This is a genomic window from Vibrio sp. Scap24, assembly GCF_013394185.1.
Taxonomy (GTDB): domain Bacteria; phylum Pseudomonadota; class Gammaproteobacteria; order Enterobacterales; family Vibrionaceae; genus Vibrio; species Vibrio pomeroyi.
Map to the genome: position 1 here is coordinate 1,496,484 of NZ_CP041332.1, position 19,719 is coordinate 1,516,202.

Annotated in this window: 17 protein-coding genes; 4 read left to right on the top strand and 13 right to left on the bottom strand. The window is 45.8% G+C overall.

The annotated features are described in order from the left end of the window. Positions 1 to 234: 234 nt before the first annotated feature. From FLM53_RS06515 to crp, 4 genes are all read left to right on the top strand, one after another. Positions 235 to 1,227 (top strand): hydrolase, encoded by a 993-nt coding sequence (locus tag FLM53_RS06515; RefSeq protein WP_176680520.1) that lies wholly within the window; start codon positions 235 to 237, stop codon positions 1,225 to 1,227. A 129-nt stretch (positions 1,228 to 1,356) separates the two neighbouring features. Then, on the top strand, positions 1,357 to 1,569 hold the full coding sequence (locus tag FLM53_RS06520; RefSeq protein ID WP_136974327.1) for a YheU family protein: 213 nt from the start codon (positions 1,357 to 1,359) through the stop codon (positions 1,567 to 1,569). Between the two features lie 77 nt (positions 1,570 to 1,646). Next, complete coding sequence (locus FLM53_RS06525; protein WP_017632107.1) at positions 1,647 to 2,516, top strand: phosphoribulokinase; 870 nt, start codon at positions 1,647 to 1,649, stop codon at positions 2,514 to 2,516. A gap of 239 nt (positions 2,517 to 2,755) precedes the next feature. Next, complete coding sequence (gene crp, locus FLM53_RS06530; RefSeq protein ID WP_004410522.1) at positions 2,756 to 3,388, top strand: cAMP-activated global transcriptional regulator CRP; 633 nt, start codon at positions 2,756 to 2,758, stop codon at positions 3,386 to 3,388. A 143-nt stretch (positions 3,389 to 3,531) separates the two neighbouring features. Here crp and FLM53_RS06535 read toward each other — a convergent pair whose 3' ends face one another. The 13 genes from FLM53_RS06535 to aroK all read right to left on the bottom strand — a co-directional run bounded on the left by FLM53_RS06535 (position 3,532) and on the right by aroK (position 19,592). Next, positions 3,532 to 4,323, bottom strand: coding sequence for a DUF1338 domain-containing protein (locus FLM53_RS06535; protein ID WP_176680521.1), 792 nt, complete (start codon positions 4,321 to 4,323; stop codon positions 3,532 to 3,534). A gap of 214 nt (positions 4,324 to 4,537) precedes the next feature. Beyond that, positions 4,538 to 5,995 (bottom strand): succinylglutamate-semialdehyde dehydrogenase, encoded by a 1,458-nt coding sequence (gene astD, locus FLM53_RS06540; RefSeq protein WP_176680522.1) that lies wholly within the window; start codon positions 5,993 to 5,995, stop codon positions 4,538 to 4,540. Between the two features lie 39 nt (positions 5,996 to 6,034). Further along, positions 6,035 to 7,054, bottom strand: coding sequence for an arginine N-succinyltransferase (gene astA / locus FLM53_RS06545; RefSeq protein ID WP_016796008.1), 1,020 nt, complete (start codon positions 7,052 to 7,054; stop codon positions 6,035 to 6,037). Between the two features lie 107 nt (positions 7,055 to 7,161). Further along, positions 7,162 to 8,373 carry an aspartate aminotransferase family protein gene (locus FLM53_RS06550; RefSeq protein WP_016796007.1) on the bottom strand — a complete coding sequence of 404 codons (1,212 nt, stop codon included), beginning with the start codon at positions 8,371 to 8,373 and terminating at the stop codon, positions 7,162 to 7,164. Positions 8,374 to 8,837: 464 nt separating this feature from the next. Further along, positions 8,838 to 9,416 (bottom strand): aminodeoxychorismate/anthranilate synthase component II, encoded by a 579-nt coding sequence (locus FLM53_RS06555; RefSeq protein ID WP_176680523.1) that lies wholly within the window; start codon positions 9,414 to 9,416, stop codon positions 8,838 to 8,840. 200 nt (positions 9,417 to 9,616) lie between these two features. Further along, on the bottom strand, positions 9,617 to 12,211 hold the full coding sequence (locus tag FLM53_RS06560) for an ExeM/NucH family extracellular endonuclease (RefSeq protein ID WP_176680524.1): 2,595 nt from the start codon (positions 12,209 to 12,211) through the stop codon (positions 9,617 to 9,619). Between the two features lie 385 nt (positions 12,212 to 12,596). Then, entirely contained in the window at positions 12,597 to 13,613 is a 1,017-nt protein-coding gene (trpS, locus tag FLM53_RS06565; RefSeq protein ID WP_016796005.1) for a tryptophan--tRNA ligase, read from the bottom strand. A 150-nt stretch (positions 13,614 to 13,763) separates the two neighbouring features. Then, the gene (locus FLM53_RS06570; RefSeq protein ID WP_176680525.1) at positions 13,764 to 14,450 is read right to left on the bottom strand and encodes a phosphoglycolate phosphatase; all 687 of its coding nucleotides are present in this window, start codon (positions 14,448 to 14,450) and stop codon (positions 13,764 to 13,766) included. A gap of 118 nt (positions 14,451 to 14,568) precedes the next feature. Then, the gene (gene rpe / locus FLM53_RS06575) at positions 14,569 to 15,243 is read right to left on the bottom strand and encodes a ribulose-phosphate 3-epimerase (protein ID WP_017068835.1); all 675 of its coding nucleotides are present in this window, start codon (positions 15,241 to 15,243) and stop codon (positions 14,569 to 14,571) included. A gap of 204 nt (positions 15,244 to 15,447) precedes the next feature. Further along, positions 15,448 to 16,293 (bottom strand): Dam family site-specific DNA-(adenine-N6)-methyltransferase, encoded by an 846-nt coding sequence (locus tag FLM53_RS06580; protein ID WP_017632098.1) that lies wholly within the window; start codon positions 16,291 to 16,293, stop codon positions 15,448 to 15,450. A gap of 69 nt (positions 16,294 to 16,362) precedes the next feature. Next, entirely contained in the window at positions 16,363 to 17,880 is a 1,518-nt protein-coding gene (locus FLM53_RS06585; protein ID WP_176680526.1) for an AAA family ATPase, read from the bottom strand. 79 nt (positions 17,881 to 17,959) lie between these two features. Next, positions 17,960 to 19,048, bottom strand: coding sequence for a 3-dehydroquinate synthase (gene aroB / locus FLM53_RS06590; protein WP_176680527.1), 1,089 nt, complete (start codon positions 19,046 to 19,048; stop codon positions 17,960 to 17,962). A 25-nt stretch (positions 19,049 to 19,073) separates the two neighbouring features. Beyond that, complete coding sequence (aroK, locus tag FLM53_RS06595) at positions 19,074 to 19,592, bottom strand: shikimate kinase AroK (protein WP_009848907.1); 519 nt, start codon at positions 19,590 to 19,592, stop codon at positions 19,074 to 19,076. Positions 19,593 to 19,719 lie beyond the last annotated feature (127 nt).

The following is a 19,719-nucleotide window of genomic DNA, read 5'->3' on the forward strand; positions in this document are numbered from 1 at the left end:
GATGTTTACAGCATAACGGTTACATACTATCGGTAGGACACGCCACTCATACAGCAAGTAACAAGCCTAACTCCGATATTATTCAATCAGTTACCCATGGCATATTTTTGTTACCCGTATCAGTGAAACCCTTGCGCTTATGCTGAGAATCAACCAAGCTCAAATAAAAACGTGGGCGTTCCGCTAAAAGCTCAACACTTTTCCAAAGCCCATAAAAGAAGCATGGACTGTTTTATGACAATATTTACCGCAGCAGCTGGTCTATCTAATCCGCACTTACAAACCTTAGTGCCACGATTTATTAGAAAGCAGGCGTTGTTCAACCCGCAATGGCAAACCTTAGAAACACCCGACGGTGATTTTCTCGATCTTGCTTGGAGCGAATCGCCAGATGGCGACAATCCAAATAGTGACAATATTAAGAACAAGCCGATATTCGTGCTGTTCCACGGTTTGGAAGGCAGCTTTGAGAGCCCTTATGCCAATGGACTAATGAATGCGTTTGCTAAAGATGGTTGGCTGTCGGTGATGATGCACTTTAGAGGCTGCAGCGGAAAACCAAATCGCTTGGCTCGCGCATATCACTCTGGTGAAGTTGAAGATGCTCGCTTCTTCCTAAGGCATCTACACGCTCAGTTTCCCAATAACCCAAAGGTGGCGGTTGGCATCTCCTTGGGCGGAAACATGTTAGCGAACTATTTGGCGGAATACGCAGATGACCCACTGTTGTCTGCAGCAACGATAGTCTCTGCACCTTTTGATTTGGCCTGTTGTTCAAGTCGCATAGAACGTGGCTTCTCGAAGCTCTATAAGAAGTACCTGCTTAACTCGCTCAAATCGAATGCCTTGAAAAAGGTGAAGCTGTTACAAGAGAAACTTGGTATCACAGCTGAATCCATCAAGAAGATCGACAAGCTGTACGAGTTTGATGAGCGGATTACAGCGCCCCTGCACGGCTTCAAAAACGCGCAAGACTACTACGCACAGTGCTCCGCTCTCCCTAAACTCAATAAAATCAAACTACCGACACAGATCATCCACGCCAAAGACGATCCTTTCATGACCGATGATGTGATTCCAAAATTCGTCCTACCGGATAACATCGATTATCGCCTGTTTCAGAAAGGTGGCCATGTTGGATTCATCACTGGTAGCACACTCAAACCACGATTCTGGTTAGAAGAAGCCTTACCTGCGTATTATGAAAGTATCCAAGGTTCAGCATAACGACGAAGCCTTGCTAAATATAAACACGAAACCTTGGTAAGATAGCGCAGTCCCAAATTGGGGTTGTACTAAAAACATCACTAAACACACTCATCAACATATCAATGAACATAAAAGAGAGAAGTATTTATGATCATCCCATGGCAAGACATCGCGCCAGAGACACTAGAAAACCTCATCAAAGAATTCGTGCTGCGTGAAGGCACAGACTATGGCGACGTTGAGATCTCACTGCAAAACAAGATTGATCAGGTGAAACATCAATTAGCTTCTGGTGACGTGAGCATCGTGTTTTCCGAACTGCACGAGACCGTTGATATCCAGGTGACAAAACGCTTCTAGGCTGCGCTTAGAAAGGAGCCGTGTTATAGTGGAAAACGATTGCTAACAAGTAAGTTACTCAAACGACAAGGGTTGTCATGTCCGCTAAACATCCAATTATTGCGGTGACGGGTTCATCTGGAGCCGGCACCACCACTACCTCAGAAGCCTTCCGCAAAATGTTCAATATGATGGACGTGAAGGCTGCTTGGGTTGAAGGGGATAGTTTCCACCGATTCACTCGACCAGAAATGGATGTCGAGATCCGCAAAGCGCGCGAGCAAGGTAAGCACATTAGCTACTTTGGTCCACAAGCCAACGACTTTGGTGCATTAGAAGAGTTCTTCCGTCAATACGGGAACGAAGGCACCGGTAAAGTACGTAGTTACCTACACACCTTCGATGAAGCTGTTCCTTACAATCAAATGCCGGGCACATTCACGCCATGGCAAGATATCCCTGAAAATTCCGATGTGATGTTTTACGAAGGCCTGCACGGCGGTGTGGTTGATGGCGATATCAATGTCTCTCAACACGTCGACCTGCTGATTGGCATGGTACCTATCGTAAACCTAGAGTGGATTCAGAAATTCGTTCGTGACACACGCGATCGTGGCCACTCTCGTGAAGCGGTAATGGACTCCATTGTACGTTCAATGGATGATTACCTTAACTACATTACCCCGCAGTTTTCACGCACACATATCAACTTTCAGCGTGTTCCAACCGTAGATACATCGAACCCACTCAACGCCAAAGGGATTCCAAGTTTAGACGAAAGCTTCGTAGTTATACGTTTGCGTGGCATCAAAAACGTCGATTTCCCTTACCTTTTGGCAATGATTGACGGCTCATTTATGTCTCGTCATAACACGCTAGTGGTGCCAGGGGGCAAGATGAGTTTTGCTATGGAGCTCATTGTAAGGCCAATCCTACAACAACTCATCGAAACCGGAAAAATAGGTTAACAAAACGACATTCTGGTTGATTACTTTTCATACCGTGATCATGTGCACAATTTTGCGTAAAAAATCGTAGCTTGGTCACGATTAAAATCAAGAAATAGTACCTGAAAAAGGATACTATTCTTAAACGAAACACAAGATAGCTTGCAGCGCTCAACGAGTGCTCTTATCCTACAAGTCAATCCAGGCTTAGCTAAAATACGGAAAGCGGCAAGCATACCCTGCAGAGGAAGTGAGATATTATGGTTCTAGGTAAACCTCAAACCGATCCAACATTAGAGTGGTTCCTTTCACACTGTCATATTCATAAGTACCCTTCAAAAAGTACTTTGATTCATGCTGGTGAAAAGGCAGAAACCTTGTACTACATCGTTAAAGGTTCTGTGGCAGTTCTTATCAAAGACGAAGAAGGTAAGGAAATGATTCTTTCTTACCTAAACCAAGGCGACTTCATCGGTGAGCTAGGCTTGTTCGAAGAAGACCAAGAGCGTACTGCTTGGGTTCGTGCTAAATCTCCTTGTGAAGTAGCTGAAATTTCTTTCAAGAAATTCCGTCAACTTATCCAAGTGAACCCAGACATCCTGATGCGCCTTTCAGCGCAAATGGCAAGCCGCCTACAAGTAACTAGCCAAAAGGTTGGTGACTTAGCGTTCCTTGACGTAACAGGTCGTATCGCTCAAACGCTACTAAACCTAGCGAAACAGCCAGATGCAATGACTCACCCTGACGGCATGCAAATCAAGATCACTCGTCAAGAGATTGGCCAGATCGTTGGTTGTTCTCGTGAGACAGTAGGTCGTATCTTGAAGATGCTAGAAGAGCAGAACCTAATTTCTGCACACGGTAAAACTATCGTGGTATACGGCACTCGTTAATCTCGATTAACTGAGCCAAAAATTTGAAAGCCACCAAATGCAAATTTGGTGGCTTTTTTATTATCTGTTCATCATGCCTCTAGATCAGAACGAATAAAGACATGACATTAACGCCGAGTCAGTAAAACTCAGCCGTTAACAGTTTAACCATTGGTACTTTCAAAGATCTTGTCCGCAGATGCTGCGACAAAACCAGTATAAAGCTCACCATTCGCCATCGCATAACGCTTAGCAAACTCGTAGAAGCCTCCAGGAATCATCTCATTGCCTTCAACAAATGAAACTGGGACTTTGTCTGCCATTGTTGATGATTGCTCTAACAAGACCTCTGGAGAGCCTTTAACCTCACCTCCAGATGCATTGATAGTGAAACCCGATTCGCTCAGGTAGTCATTCACTGCCTGTACTTCATCAAAGGTATTGAGCTGGTTTACGCTTACCGTAAAGTGGTTGGCACCGTAACCATGAGCCGCTAACCAAGACGCGTATTCACTCTCTTTTGCAAGCACTTGGAAATCTGCGAAGCTTAAATCCCAAAGGCGTCCGCCAAACAGGAATTCATGACCTTGTAGTTTGCTAGCATCGACTTGCTCAATGAGCTTAGCAACGATCTGTTGTAACTCACCTGAGCACTCTTCTACCTTCAATTCACTAATGAACACTTTCGGCTGTTTTGGGTCTGGGTGCTCGTAATGCTTCGCGACTAGCTTCTTGCTCTCAAACAAGTAATCACCACACGCTTTATAACCTAGCTCAAGGAAAGGTTTAGCCAGTGTTTCAATACCCAGTGGAGCAACATTGAAAGTACGCAGTGCAATGTGATCGTTAATCAGCGCTTCGTCTTCTTTCAGCAAGTGGTGTACTTTCTCAGCCGATGGACAAAGCCTATGAATATAATCATCCCATAGTGATTTAAAGAGTAGATCGGGCGTCATGGTGACTCCTTGTCAGAGGTTCTAGCAAGCTAGTGATTTGGATTAGAAAGGGAGAGGCTGGACATAGAGTCAGCAGCCATCAGCCTGTGACATACTTGTTCTATTATTATCTACCGCCCAATCTTGATGCTGAGCGTGGTTAAAATAAGGAAGCGATACGCCGCTTCCTTATCTCATAACTAATCAATGAGCCTTAGCTCAATATCAATCTAAACTACAGCTCGATACCCGGGCTAAACGTAGCTGGCAGTTGAGTTTCACCACCTTCCATTGAAGCCATTGGGTAAGCACAGTAGTCCGCCGCATAGTAAGCACTTGGGCGTAGGTTGCCTGAAGCACCCGGACCACCAAATGGTGCATCACCACTTGCGCCTGTTAGCTGGCGGTTACGGTTAACAATACCCGCGCGGATATGGTCAACAAAGTATTCCCACTCAGAATCGTCTGTCGATACTAAGCCAGCAGACAAACCAAAGCGTGTGTCGTTAGCTAATTTAACCGCTTGCTCTAGTGACTGGTAACGAACCACTTGTAGCAATGGGCCGAAGTACTCTTCATCTGGTAGCTCAGCAATGTTGGTTGCATCGATAATACCTGGAGAAACAAACGCCGCTTCACCCGCTTTTGCTTCGACTAGGCTTACACCACCTAACGATTGCAGATTTGCTTGTGCGTCTAAAATAAACTTAGCAGCGGCTTCTGAGATCTGTGGGCCCATGAAAGGTGCTGGTTCAGCGAAAGGCTGATCAACACGAATCTTTTGCGTAGCCGCGACCAGCTTATCGATCAGTAGGTCACCCTTCTCGCCAACAGGAACATACAGGCGACGAGCACATGTACAACGTTGACCAGCACTGATGAACGCCGATTGAATGATGGTGTATACCGTTGCGTCCGCATCACCGTATTGGTCGCTGATCACCATAGGGTTGTTGCCGCCCATTTCTAGAGCTAGCATCTTGCCCGGTTGACCCGCGAATTGGCGGTGCAGGATATGGCCCGTATTCGCGCTACCCGTGAATAACACTCCATCAAGACCTTTAGCATCAGCCAGTGCGATACCTGTCTCTTTCGCGCCTTGCACTAGGTTGATTACGCCAGCAGGAAGACCCGCTTCTTGCCATAGCTTCATTGCGAACTCACCCGTCCAAGGTGTCTGCTCTGAAGGTTTGAATACTACGGTATTACCCGATAGCAGAGCTGGAACAATATGACCGTTCGGTAGGTGACCTGGGAAGTTGTAAGGGCCAAATACCGCCATCACGCCCAATGGACGGTGACGAAGTACGATTTGGTTGCCTGCCGCTTCACGTGAAGCTTCGCCAGTACGCTCGTGGTAAGCACGAATAGAGATAGCGATCTTACCTGCCATCGCGCCCGCTTCAGTACGAGTTTCCCAAATAGGTTTACCCGTCTCTTTTGCGATAATTTGCGCGATTTCTTCGCTGTTCTCTTTCACTTTTTCCGCGAACTTCAACACGATCGCTTCGCGCTCAGTAAAGCTCAGCTTTTTCCAAACTAGAAACGCTTCACGAGCCGCTGCTACTGCAGATTCAACCTGTGCTGGTGTTGCACTATCACCTTGCCACACTACTTCGTTGTTGTATGGGCTTACTGATGTCATGGCGTCACCTTGACCTGCCACCCATTGTCCTGCTATCCACTGAGTCATACTTCTATCCTTAAAATCTTCGACAGATAATCGCCGCTCTTATTGAGCCAACATGCGAACGTATTCGCCTTCTTTTACTTCAAGAGCGCTTGCTACTTCAGATGATAAAATCACTGTGTCACTTGCTTGGTCATACGCACCTTTCGCGGCTACTGCGCGGAAGTTCTCAAACGAGGTATTACCAATTAGGAAGTCTTTAGAGCTAGAGTGCTCTGCAATTTGAACCTGTGCTCGAATTGAGTGACGCACCGATTCGATGTTTCTAAGATCACACTCAACCGTCGGGCCTGCATCAAAGATGTCGACATAACCACGATTAGTGAAACCTTCACGCTCCAGCAACTTAAGTGCAGGACGTGTATTGTCATGTACCTCTCCAATCACCGCCTGAGCTTCTTTGCTCAATAGGTTCACGTAGATAGGTAGCTTAGGCATTAGATCGGCAATGAAGCCTTTCTTGCCAATACCGGTTAGGTAATCGGCAAGCGTGAAATCAATCGAGAAGAAGTGCTCTTGCAGCCATTGCCAGAAAGGAGAATTACCTTCTGCATCCGATACACCACGCATCTCAGCAAAAATCGTTTTCGAGAAACGCTCAGGGTGCTCAGACATGATCAAGAAGCGACATTTCGACATCAAACGACCATTCAATCCACCACGGAAAGCCGGACGTAAAAACAGCGTGCAAATCTCGCTGCATCCCGTGTAGTTATTACCGAAAGTCAGCAGCTTCACGACGTTATTCACGCCAAGCTTTTGCGATGAGTGAACCACTTTACTGATGTGGTAAGAGTAAAACGGAACGTCCCAACCAATTGAAGCTTCAATGCCTGTGGTACCAGCAACTTCACCGGTTTCTGTGTCGAAGCCAACCATCAGGTAGCCTTCGTCACCGGGTTCAGTCACGTCTTGCTTGGCAAAGCTGTATTCAGAGTGAGTAATACGGTTAGTTAACAGTTCTTCGTTAACCGGAAGAGATGTGAATCCATGTCCTGACTCAACGGCGCAGGTATGCAGCGCATCGTAATCAGATAGTTTTATTGGGCGAACAACTAGCATCAATATTCCCTCCAGATGCAAAATAGGCCCAAAACCAGAAGCTTGGGCCTTTAGCAGAACGTCATGGGATCGCTCTAGTGGCGCTCATTCCTATGACGCCGCTCAGGCTAAACTAGCGTAGCGATTGCTTTGTCTAGTTTTGATAAGCCTTCTTCAATTTCTTGTGTAGTGATAACCAGTGATGGAGTAAAACGAACCACGTTTGCACCCGCAACCAGTACCATCAAGCCTTGTTCGCCTGCTGCTACTAATACGTCACGTGCACGTCCTTGCCATTCGTCGTTGAGTGCAGCACCTAACAATAGGCCTTTACCGCGAACTTCACTGAAAATTTGGTACTTGTCGTTAATCTTAGCTAGGCCATCGCGGAACAAAGCTTCACGCTCTTTCACACCAGCCAGAGTTTCTGGTTGGCTAACGACATCAACAACAGCCTCTGCCACTGCACATGCCAGTGGGTTACCACCGTAAGTAGAGCCATGCGTGCCGACTTTTAGGTGTGTCGCAAGTTCAGAGGTTGTAAGCATTGCGCCGATAGGGAAACCACCACCTAGAGATTTTGCTGTGCTCAAGATGTCTGGTGTTACACCTAGACCTTGGTAAGCATAGAAATTACCAGTACGGCCATTACCTGTTTGCACTTCATCAAAGATAAGCAGTGCATTGTGTTTGTCACACAGTTCACGAACTGTGTTCACGAATTCAGACGTTGGAGAAATGATACCGCCCTCGCCTTGCAGAGGTTCCATCATGATGGCACAAGTGCGATCAGAGATGTGTGCTTCTAGCGCTGCAATATCATTGTAAGGCAGGTGAGTTACATCGCCCGGTTTAGGGCCGAAGCCATCAGAGTAAGCTTCTTGACCACCAACCGTTACAGTAAAGAAAGTACGACCGTGGAAACCTTGTTTGAATGCAATGATTTCAGATTTCTCAGGACCGTGAACATCCGCCGCCCAACGACGAGCTAGCTTTAGAGCTGCTTCGTTCGCTTCCGCGCCAGAGTTTGCAAAGAATACTTTTTCTGCAAAACATACGTCTGTTAGCTTTTTCGCTAGACGAAGTGCAGGTTCGTTGGTCATCACGTTACTTAGGTGCCAAATCTTGTTTGCTTGCTCAGTAACGGCGTTAACCATTGCAGGGTGACAGTGACCCAAACAGCTCACAGCGATACCACCAGCAAAGTCGATATACTCTCGGCCTTGTTGGTCCCAAACGCGTGCGCCTTCCCCTTTTACCGGGATCATTTCCATTGGGTTATAACAAGGTACCATCACCTCATTAAACAGACTACGTTCTACTTTATTTTCCACTGTCATCGTACATTCCTTCTCGATACCGCAAGCTTCGCAAATAAGCGTAATGGTTCATAAGTGAGACAAAGATATTTTGTCTCGCCATAATCCCGCTGCAGCATTATATTTACATTTAATTAACCTTTTCAATAGTAGATTATTCTTTAGCCATCCCTAACAACCAGCTAAACGTCACTACCTATGACTATTTATGCATCAATTAATCTGTTTTATGAAGCTTTTTTTACCTAAACGTATAACCAGCAATAGCAAAGCCTTACTGGCACAGCGGTATATAGGGTTCGAGAGGAAATAAGGCGAATAATTTTGCATAGGCTAAAAACTTAGCGAAGCGAGAGAGAAATGTTATAAAAAGTGATCGGCGTCAGAGGGAGGGCGGTGCGTAAAGCCCGAATTTAAACGCTTAATGAATGGGCTGACAGGTTTAACTGGCTTATTTAGACGGAGAAAGGGTCAAATTTAAACACTTAGCGTGCTAGGAAGTTAGCAAGAAGCTGGTGTCCTTGCTCTGTTTTAATCGATTCAGGGTGAAATTGCACCGCATCAATCGGCAAGGTTTTGTGTTGATAACCCATGATCTCATCCATGCTGCCATCTTCAAATTCCGTCCAAGACGTCAGTTCAAAGCAGTCTGGTAGCGTGTCATTTTTCACCACGAGTGAGTGGTAACGTGTCACGGTCAATGGGTTGTTCAATCCTTGAAAAACACTCTTACCATTGTGGCGTATCGGAGAGGTTTTACCGTGCATCACTTGTCTGGCTCTCACCACTTCACCACCAAACACTTGAGCGATGGCTTGATGACCAAGACACACCCCTAAGATCGGCAGCTTGCCAACGAAGTGCTCAATGACTTGCAGAGAGATTCCCGCGTCATCCGGTGTACAAGGACCCGGTGAGATAACAAGGTGACTAGGATTCAGCGCTTCGATACCTGCGATATCAATCTCATCGTTGCGTACAACTTTTACAGTTACCCCTAACTCACAGAAATACTGATACAAGTTATAGGTAAAGGAGTCGTAGTTATCGATGATAAGTAACATGGGTCGAAATCGTTTGCTAAATACTAAAGGATTGGGATATATAGGGGCGGTATTGTGCAATACCCATAGCGAAAGGCAAGTGGAAACTGCATTTCGCCAATAATTAAGGCCAACCTAGGTTGACCTTAATTGTTTACAGGTAGCCTTCAGTTATCTGAATTGGCTTGCTTGTATGGCTTGCTAATCTACTTATAGTTTAGCTACTTGCGACGACGCCACATTGCTAGGCCAAACAATGACATCAATGCACCCAAGCCGAATGAACCGCCGACTCTTAGCTCAAGAACCGCAGGATCATGATCCGATGAACGGAAGTGATCTTGGTACTTAGGCAGATCGCCTTTGTACTCTTCGTTATAGTCAAATAACGTCGACTCGCCACCGTTAATGTGCCAGTCAGTTGCATCCACCACCATGTCTTTCAGGCTGTCGCTGATCAACAGGTGATCCAGTGCACCCACTTCGTCATTGTACGAGTAGCTCCAGCTGTCTGGGTGTTTTTGAGCGACAGCATTAATGTAGCCGTAGTTCTTAGTAATCACCGCACCGTCATCACCAAACTGCTCAACACCATCAATGTAAGTATTACGAGCCGCTTTGATTTGCTTCCCGTATTTCTCTTCAGAGTAATCCGTTAGCACCAACATTGGATCTTCCATGCCGTACGAGTTCATATCACCAAGAATGACTTTATGCCCTTTGATGCCATCGAGCGCTTCACCCAGTGCAACCGCCGCAGCTACGCGGAAGTTCTCACATGAACCTTGCTTATCGGCATCAACACCACCTTGACCGCCCTGCTCTACCGGTGCTGCATCTTCCCAACACTTAGAGCCTTTCGATTTAAAGTGGTTAATTGCTACAGTCAGTTTCTCTTTGGTGCCTTTAACTTTAAAGGTTGGTGCCAATGAGTCACGTTGGTAATTCTTACCATCTTCAATCACCTTACCTGAATCGTCTAACACCTCTGGGGCTTGTTGACTTGGCATCGCGATAACGCGGCTGTCTTTAAGCTTCACTACCTTCTTGCGGTAGATAACACCTGTTGTAATTACGTCGGTACCAATCGAGTCCATCTCGTCGGTTACGCCATCTTCATTTGAATCAACTGCGACAAACGTATAACGGTCTTTCTTACGCTCAATGCGATCATTCAACTGATTCACAAGCTGTTGAATGGCAGAACCTTCACCAAAGCCGTTGTTCTCAATTTCCATCAAACCAATGATGTCAGCGTCTAGACGAAGAATCGCGTTCACAATCTTCTCTTGCTGCATTTCAAACTCAGTGATGGTGTTTGCGCCACGGTTGTTGCCGTGCTGGTTCGCATCACCGCCAAATGGAGAGTTGAAGTAATTCAGTACATTGAAAGTCGCGATACGCAGATCACCTTCATCCATATCTGGTTTGTCAGTACGTGGGTCGTTACGAACGAAGTTTTCAGCCGAGATCTGGTTAGTCGCAATTAAACGGTATTCACCGTAGCTGTATGTCAACACACCTTCTAGGCCGACAATGGTGTCATCGATACGGATGTAGTCTTCGGTCGAACCATCTTGATCGATGTCGGTACGGCCAAAATCTGGGTAGAAAGGAACTTGGCCATCACCCGCTTTTTGATCCGTTTCTACGAAAAGACGACGATCAGCGTTGTCTTCTGTTTGCTGTTTCGCTTCATCAGAACCTGCGGCGAAAAGCTGGTTCGGTTGCATGTTGATACGCTCATGCGCCAATACCATGTTGTTGCGACGACCTGCGTAGTCATAACCAAAGGTACGCGTCACACGCATATCAAGCGCTTCGGTTGTTTTCACCAACATGCCTTCGTAGCGTTCAAGCGTTGCAGCGAAGTTCTCATCACTGTCTAGCGCTTCAATCGCCGTCGCTTCAGGTGCTTGTTGTTCGCCCTGTTTTAACCATTGGTTGTTTTCAACTTTAAGCTGAGTGTGGCTGTAGTATTCTTGAACCTTGCCTTTCACACACACCACATCGCCTGCAGCTAATTCAGAGCTAGATTGATTGGTATGAACAAATAGACCTTCAGAAGTGCTTGGGTTGAAATCATCCTCAAGAGCTTGCAGGTAGAAACCTTTAGTTAGGCCGGTAGTGACCGCGCTTACCACTCCTTTTACGAAATACTCATCATCTGTGATGTACGGGTAGCCATCGATGAACGGCGATGTCGCGACCTCACCTTGGATTTCTTGAATGGTTGTGAATACTGGGTCAGAGCCATCTAGCGTACAAGCGAAGGCTTCTGGCAACTCAACACTGTCTAGTGAACCTAGTCCTTCAATGCTGTCTTTTGGTAGTGATACCCACTGTGAAGCGTCAAACGTCGCCGATGGTGTTTGCTCAGCACGAACTAAGGTGACGTCTTTGCCCCAGTCCACATCGCCCATCACACCAATCATATCCAGCACGCTTGAGTCTGAATTTAGGATCGCCAGTGGATCGTCGCCATTATGATTAGCCAATGAAGCATTGAGAATGTCAGCGACTGCCTTAATCTCATCACTGGCACTAGTATGAGCAACAACAAGCACCTCACCGGGCGCTAAAACGTGGCCGTCTAAAGGTAAAGTGGCGCCCCATGATCCGTTGCCATTGGCTGACTTAGCCAGTGAGTAACCATCTAAGTTAATGCTGCTATCGCCGTTATTGGCGATCTCAACCGCTTTGTTGTAGCTGCCGCCTTCCACATATTGTGAAATAAACAAATCAGCGTGTGCGCTTGTGGTTAACAAGCTACCAATTGCCACTGCTAGCAATGAAGGTTTGTGTAAAAGAGCCATCCGTTTCACCTGAGTTCATTGATTTATAGTCACTGCCATCTATGGGCAGTCATGTATTTTGTGGTAACTATCAGGTTTATTTATGAAAGGAATAAGTCAGTTGGCAAGAAAATGAGGAACTTATCACTTTGGAATCATCAATTGTTTGGCACGTTATATATTTCCAACATATATAGAAATGAGTATGAATTTATAAAGTCTAGAAGTGATGAATAAGATCATCGGCACAGCATTAACATGATAGATATGCTAGCCAGATACTGCGTAAATTATCAATTCAAACAAGGGGTTTTCGAGGAAGGCAAATGGAATGGGCATTAAAAAGCCCAAAGTAAACAGAAGCTACTTTGGGCTCAAATTATCAAGCGAGTTGTTTTAGTTCACCCTATGGGCGAGTAACAAAACCTACTGCTTCGTATGCTTTTTTCAGTGTTACTGCAGCACGCTCAGACGCTTTTTCAGCACCCGCTTTCATTACTGCGTCCATGTAAGCACGGTCAGCACGGATACGGTGGTATTCCGCTTGAATCGGCTCAAGCATCTCAACCAATGCTGCGCCTACATCTTTCTTGAATGGACCGTACATCTCAACGCCTTGGTATTGCGCTTCGATCTCTTCAAACGTTTTACCTGTCGCTGCTGAGTAAAGACCCATCAGGTTAGAGATACCCGCTTTGTTTTCCCAATCGTGAGCAATGCGTGGTGGCGTTTCTGCATCGGTTTGCGCTTTGTTGATCTTCTTGATGATCGACTTAGGCTCTTCTAGCAGAGTAATCACGTTCTTACGGTTGTCATCCGACTTAGACATCTTCTTAGTCGCATCTTGCAGGCTCATTACACGTGCATTCACTGTTGGAATGTAAGGTTCTGGCACTTGGAAGATTGGCGTTTCAGGACCGTAGATGTTGTTGAAACGAGTTGCGATATCACGCGCTAGCTCTAGGTGTTGTTTCTGGTCGCTACCTACTGGCACTTGGTGAGCGCCGTAAAGTAGGATGTCTGCAGCCATCAACACTGGGTAGTCGTATAGGCCTACATTTACGTCGTTTGAGTGACGTGCAGACTTATCTTTAAACTGAGTCATACGGCTCAGTTCACCCATTTGTGTGTAACAGTTAAGAAGCCAACCAAGTTGAGCATGCTCTGGTACGTGTGACTGAACAAATAGCGTGCTCTTCTTTGGATCAACACCGACAGCAAGACAGATTGCTAGTGCGTCTAGAGTCGCTTCATGCAGTGCTTTCGGATCTTGGCGAACCGTAATTGCGTGAAGGTCTACAACACAGTATTGGCAATCGTAATCATCTTGCATCTGTTGCCATTGACGTAGAGCACCCAAGTAGTTACCGATACTTAGTTCACCAGATGGTTGAACACCACTCAATACGATGGGCTTGCTCATGGTTTTAATTCCTTTGCTTATTCGCTAAGTTTATTGAACACTTAGCTTCTTAACTTAAATATAGAAAGCCGCACAGCTCTTTCTGCGCGGCTCATCCAGTGTACTCATTGATAAGTATTTTGCTAGTGGGTTAGCTAACTTTTGTACGCTTTATGCTGAAACTAGAACGACATCTAGTAATTGAGCAACGTTATCCGCCACATAGTCAGGGTTTGATGCTGAAATTGGCTCACCGTGGTTGTAGCCGTAAGTCAGACCAAACGAGTGACAACCCGCATTCTTCGCCGCTTTGATGTCGTTGCTTGAATCACCAACCATCAGCATCTCTTCCGCTTTCACGTTGTGCTTTTCTAGCAACCAGTTCAGCGCGACTGGGTTCGGTTTTTTCTCTGGGAAAGAGTCGCCGCCTAAAACATCAACAAAGTACTTATCGATACCGTGTTGCGCCAGAACGTCGGGTACAAACTTCGATGGCTTGTTGGTCACTAGCGCCATAGTGAAACCCGCTTTATGTAGCTCAGCCAGCGTCTCTTTTACTGATGGGTAAAGATGGCTCAGCTTGTGGCCGCCCTGTTCGTAAAAATCATCAAACAAGATGCGCGCTTTCTTAAGCAGTTCAGGCTCTAGGCTTGAGTCAACAGTTAGGTTGCGGCTGAGTGAACGCCCGATAAGCACGTCAGCGCCATTGCCCACATAGTCGCGAACTTGTTCTTCACTCACTGAAGGGAAACCCAGCTCCTGACAAGCTTGGTCAGCGGCGACAGCCAAATCAGGCACGCTGTCTAACAAGGTTCCATCCAAATCAAAGGCGATCAGTTTTATTGAGCTTAATGACATCTTACTTTCCTATTAATTATTTTCGTCTTATGTGTTGAGCAATAAGACGTAAAAAAGGGGCCAATGAGCCCCTTTATCTAAATTTTTGATTTTAGGTCAACTGACCCTAGTTCTACTTTTATGCGTTAACTTTTGCAAGCTCTGCACGCATCTCATCAATCACTTCTTTGTAATCTGGTTGATTGAAGATAGCTGAACCTGCAACGAACATATCCGCGCCCGCTTCTGCGATTTCACGGATGTTATCAACCTTCACGCCGCCATCAATCTCTAGGCGAATGTCACGGCCTGACTCATCAATTAGCTTACGAACTGCACGTAGCTTATCTAGCGTGTGAGGAATGAAAGATTGACCGCCGAAGCCAGGGTTCACCGACATCAGTAGAATCATGTCTACTTTGTCCATGATGTAATCTAGGCAAGACAGAGGCGTTGCTGGATTAAGAACCACGCCCGCTTTACAGCCGTGTTCTTTGATTAGCTGTAGAGTACGGTCGATGTGTTCTGATGCTTCAACGTGGAAGGTAATCATTGATGCGCCCGCTTTCGCAAACTCAGGCACAATGCTATCGACTGGCTTAACCATTAGGTGAACGTCGATAGGAGCAGTAATACCGTAGTCGCGCAGCGCTTTACAGATAGGAGCGCCAAAAGTCAGGTTAGGTACGTAGTGGTTGTCCATCACATCGAAGTGCACAACATCAGCACCAGCTGCGAGTACTTTTTCTACGTCTTCACCAAGACGAGCAAAATCTGCAGACAAAATCGATGGAGCGATTAGAAAATCTTTCATACCAAACCTCTTAAGAGTGAGTAAATTGCGAATGTCACCGTCTTGGTGAGCTCTCATACACAAATACAAGACTCAAGCCCAAGACTATTTGGTGTGCAATTCTACCTAAGCACCTAAGCAGATCCTAGCAGTTCGAAAGATTAGTTTAAGAAAGTATCCGTTGGTCACTCAATTTAATGAGTTTGGAGGCGATTCTAACCAGTATTATTCCGCTGATACGTGTTGCTGGTTTTTCTCTTTATGGAAAAGCGCCAGTAACTCATCAACTTTATTACGCCCAGCGCCGTTACGACTGATGGTGCGCTTCACCTTCACCACGTTCAGTTCCGCACCATGATATAAACGACGCGTTAGTGTCGTATCGTGGTTTGAAATCAAAACAGGAATACCACGTTCCATTGCGGCTTTTTCAGCGACATCAGCCAAGGCTGCCTGATCATCTAAACTGAAGCCATTACCTGCGTAAGAGGTAAAGTTAGCGGTATTCGATAGCGGTGCGTACGGAGGATCACAGTAAACCACGCAGCCTTTGCGAGCACGGCTAAAGGTTTCATGGTATCCCTCACAGACGAAGGTGGCCTTTTTCGCTTTCTCAGCAAAAAACTCCAGCTCTGCTTCTGGGAAGTAAGGTTTTTTGTAAGAACCAAACGGAACGTTAAAACCGCCCTTCTTGTTGTATCGACACAGACCATTGAAGCCAAAACGGTTCATATACAAGAAGGCAAGCGAACGATACATGACGTTGTCGGTATCGTTAAACTGAGCACGAATATCTAGAAAGGCTTCTTTGCGATTGTTCTCAGGGCAGAACCAGCGCTTCGCTTCCGTGATATAAGTTTCAGGATCGGTTTTAAGTAGATTATACAGGTTGATAAGATCGGGATTGATGTCTGCAAGCAGGTACTGTTCAAAATCAGTATTCAAAAATACTGAGCCGGCACCGACAAACGGTTCTACCAATTTACGAGCAGGTGGCAGGTGACGTTGGATGTCTTCAACTAGGCCATATTTACCACCAGCCCATTTTAGAAAGGCACGCTGCTTTTTCATTTACTGCTCTATCTATCAACTCAAAAATAAGGCTGCGGAATGTAACATATTTTGAGGCTAAGCTCAGGGTTATTTCGCACGTTCTATCTCTCGATGTACTTGATTCATCGATTTTGCCCAAGGTTCCAACTGTTGAAGGGGTTTTGATAACGCACTTACCGCGTCTCTCGCCACTTGAATCGTTGGGTAATCTTGATAAGTGATGATAAACCACTTGGTGTCGTTACGAAGTGTTGGGTAGATACGAACCTTGTTCTCAAGGTCATACTCTTCAATGAAAGATTGTACATCCTCCAATGAGGTCATCGCACTCAACTGCAAGGTATACGCGCGCGGCGAGATAGCTTGTAACTCTTCACGAGCAAATGAGAAAGTAATCTTTTTGGTCGGTGGCGTTGAATCAGTTAGCTCTGATTCTTCATCGACTGTTGGTTGTGGTTCGGCTTGTGCAGAATCAGGTTGCGCGCTAACCGCTGCCCCTGTGTTTTCCTCAACAGCCGCGTCAATCGCGCTGGTATCGGCACTCTCAGGCTTATCATCAAGCAGAGCATCAACCACATCAGAGGTGATCACAACGCGTTGCTGATCTTGCTCGACTTCTCCAACACTCGCGGTATCTTCAACGACAGTCGGCGGCAAAGACGAACTATCATCATCCGCACCTTGGTAACTCATGTCGGTTTCAGCTTCAGAATCAACAGATCCATCGACGCCAGTTTGTTCAGTGCCGCTTTCCACTTCAAAGGTTGGAATAGCCGTCTGTTCAATCGGTGCGATAAGCGACTGCGCTTTATCGTCTGGTGTTGGTTGACTGAACATCCACCAATAACCACCACCAATCAACAACAGCAACAAGGCCACCACAATCGCGATATTGATTGGTGAGCCAATGATTGAGCGAATAATAATCCTTTTTTCCACTTTCAATTCTCCTAAAGCCATTAACTCGCCGGGCAGAGGTTGCGCTTTATTAAACGCACGTCGCACGCGAGTTTCAGACTCATCATCAACATATCGAATCACCAGTGATTCAAAGAAATGTTCAGCTTCTGGTTGCGAAAGGTCATCGATTTCAAGGTCGATAGGCTTGTGTGGTTGGCCGTAACTCAGACGTGTTAATAGCGTGTCTAAGTGACCCGTATCCGAGAAGAGAACGATATTGATCGTCCATTGAGGGTTTGATTGAGCTTCCAGTACCAACATCCATAATTCGGATACCAATAGCTCAGAGAGTCGGTGGGCATCATCAACAACGATAACCACATTACACGAATCCCCATCCAGCAACCGAGTGAGGCTGTCAGATAAAGAGTCATGCTGATTAAAGAGTGGATCAGAAACAATTTGGCTAAGAATAAGCGCGCGGCGTTGTTGATCGTCTTGGCTTGGGTGACAAAGCAGTAAGCACTGATTTTTTTCTGTCGACCACGCTTCAAGATAACGCTGCGCTAACCAAGAGCGGCCAGAGCCAGTTTTACCAGCAACCGTGACTAGGTTTGAGCCAAAGTTAGTCAAAAGCTGTAAGCGCTCTAGCAGCTCAACTTGAGATTCTAACTCTAATACTCTTAATTCATGAGCCAAACTCATTGGGGATCCCTACTGATAAGATCGATCAGTAAAACGCTTCAGTTGCCTAGAGTTTAACTAGGCAACCTCACAACCAAATTTAAAGAGTACGGCAGAAATCGATCGCTTGTTTAATGATGTCTTGAGGCACATCAGCGACCACTTCAGCAGTACCAATACTTGTTGGCAATACCAAACGTAACTGACCAGACAGCACTTTTTTATCACGCATCATGTGCTTCATAAAGTCTTCAAAAGACATGCTTTCTGGCGTATGGATTGGCAGTTTCGCATTCTTGAGTATAGAAATAATTCGCTCAAGTTGCTGCTGAGAGATCAGTCCCTGTAATTGCGCCGTTTTCGCTGCCATTACAGTGCCTGACGACACAGCTTCACCATGTAGCCAATTACCATAGCCTAGTTCTGCTTCGATCGCATGACCAAATGTATGACCTAGGTTCAATAACGCTCTGATTCCTGACTCTTTTTCATCTAGAGCCACCACTTCTGCCTTAATTGCACAACAACGAGCAATCGCGGTAATCAGTGCCTCTTCATCAAGTTGATAAAGTTTCTCTAGATTCTGTTCCAACCAATCAAAGAAGGCTTCATCGTAAATGATGCCGTATTTGATCACCTCAGCAATACCCGCTGCAAACTCACGCTCTGGAAGCGTTGATAAACAGTTAGTATCGATGATGACGGATTTCGGTTGGTAAAAAGCGCCGATCATATTCTTGCCAAGGGGATGGTTTACTGCGGTTTTACCACCTACAGAAGAGTCCACTTGAGAAAGAAGTGTCGTTGGGATTTGAATGAAATCAATACCGCGCTGGTAACAAGAAGCAGCAAAACCGACCAAGTCACCGATAACACCACCACCTAAAGCAATCACCACCACATCGCGGCTGTAATTTCCTTCAAGCATGTAGCCCATCACTGAATTGAACGTTTCAAGAGTTTTGTACTGTTCACCGTCTGGCAACTCTAAAAGAGAAGTTTGACAGCCGACTTGATCCAATAGCGATAAAATTTTATCAGCATAAAGAGGCGCTACTGTCACATTACTGATAACAACAACTTTCTGTTTGCCTGATAAAAAAGAAAGGTACGCCGGGTCTTCAAATAACCCGGCGCCAATAGAGATTGGGTAGCTACGCTCAGCTAGATTGACCGTAATCCGTTCCATGGGTTTGCTCTCCGAAAAAATGAACTTAACGTTCTTCTAGCATTTTTACGATCTGGTTGGCTACCACTTTTGCACTTTGGTCGTCAGTACGAACTGTGTAGTCCGCCACTTCTTCGTATAGTGCGTTGCGAGATACAGCTAGATCTTCTAGCACATCACGCGGGTTGTCTGTTTGAAGTAGAGGGCGTTTCTTGTCGCGGTTAGTGCGAGCAAGTTGCTTTTCAATTGTTGTCTCTAGGTATACAACAATGCCTCGTGCAGATAGACGGTTACGGTTTTCTTTGCTCAGCACTGAACCACCGCCTGTCGCAAGAACAATACCTTGTTCTTCTGTCAGATCGTTGATTACAGATTCTTCGCGCTTACGGAAACCATCTTCGCCCTCAACATCAAAAACCCATGCGATGTCTGCGCCAGTGCGCTCTTCGATCACAGTGTCAGAGTCTAAAAACTCCATATGAAGTTGGGAAGCTAGGTGTCTACCAATTGTACTTTTGCCGGCGCCCATTGGGCCAACAAGAAAAATATTGCGTTTCTCAGCCATGTTTTTAGCAGTAATTTACAACGTTAATTCAATGACATCGCCACAAGGTAGGTCAGTACAAGTACTGAAATTAAAAGGCCCGTGGCACCGATTCCTCACAGATAATTCGTGATAAGACCCGAAATTA

Excerpts from the sequence above, each read along its gene's own strand:
- astA (WP_016796008.1), bottom strand. The coding sequence starts at position 7,054 with ATGCTAGTTGTTCGCCCAATAAAACTATCTGATTACGATGCGCTGCAT.
- FLM53_RS06580 (WP_017632098.1), bottom strand. The coding sequence starts at position 16,293 with ATGAAAAAGCAGCGTGCCTTTCTAAAATGGGCTGGTGGTAAATATGGC.
- FLM53_RS06525 (WP_017632107.1), top strand. The coding sequence starts at position 1,647 with ATGTCCGCTAAACATCCAATTATTGCGGTGACGGGTTCATCTGGAGCC.
- FLM53_RS06585 (WP_176680526.1), bottom strand. The coding sequence starts at position 17,880 with ATGAGTTTGGCTCATGAATTAAGAGTATTAGAGTTAGAATCTCAAGTT.
- FLM53_RS06560 (WP_176680524.1), bottom strand. The coding sequence starts at position 12,211 with ATGGCTCTTTTACACAAACCTTCATTGCTAGCAGTGGCAATTGGTAGC.
- rpe (WP_017068835.1), bottom strand. The coding sequence starts at position 15,243 with ATGAAAGATTTTCTAATCGCTCCATCGATTTTGTCTGCAGATTTTGCT.
- FLM53_RS06555 (WP_176680523.1), bottom strand. The coding sequence starts at position 9,416 with ATGTTACTTATCATCGATAACTACGACTCCTTTACCTATAACTTGTAT.
- trpS (WP_016796005.1), bottom strand. The coding sequence starts at position 13,613 with ATGAGCAAGCCCATCGTATTGAGTGGTGTTCAACCATCTGGTGAACTA.
- crp (WP_004410522.1), top strand. The coding sequence starts at position 2,756 with ATGGTTCTAGGTAAACCTCAAACCGATCCAACATTAGAGTGGTTCCTT.
- FLM53_RS06520 (WP_136974327.1), top strand. The coding sequence starts at position 1,357 with ATGATCATCCCATGGCAAGACATCGCGCCAGAGACACTAGAAAACCTC.
- FLM53_RS06515 (WP_176680520.1), top strand. The coding sequence starts at position 235 with ATGACAATATTTACCGCAGCAGCTGGTCTATCTAATCCGCACTTACAA.
- aroB (WP_176680527.1), bottom strand. The coding sequence starts at position 19,048 with ATGGAACGGATTACGGTCAATCTAGCTGAGCGTAGCTACCCAATCTCT.
- FLM53_RS06550 (WP_016796007.1), bottom strand. The coding sequence starts at position 8,373 with ATGACAGTGGAAAATAAAGTAGAACGTAGTCTGTTTAATGAGGTGATG.
- astD (WP_176680522.1), bottom strand. The coding sequence starts at position 5,995 with ATGACTCAGTGGATAGCAGGACAATGGGTGGCAGGTCAAGGTGACGCC.
- FLM53_RS06535 (WP_176680521.1), bottom strand. The coding sequence starts at position 4,323 with ATGACGCCCGATCTACTCTTTAAATCACTATGGGATGATTATATTCAT.
- aroK (WP_009848907.1), bottom strand. The coding sequence starts at position 19,592 with ATGGCTGAGAAACGCAATATTTTTCTTGTTGGCCCAATGGGCGCCGGC.
- FLM53_RS06570 (WP_176680525.1), bottom strand. The coding sequence starts at position 14,450 with ATGTCATTAAGCTCAATAAAACTGATCGCCTTTGATTTGGATGGAACC.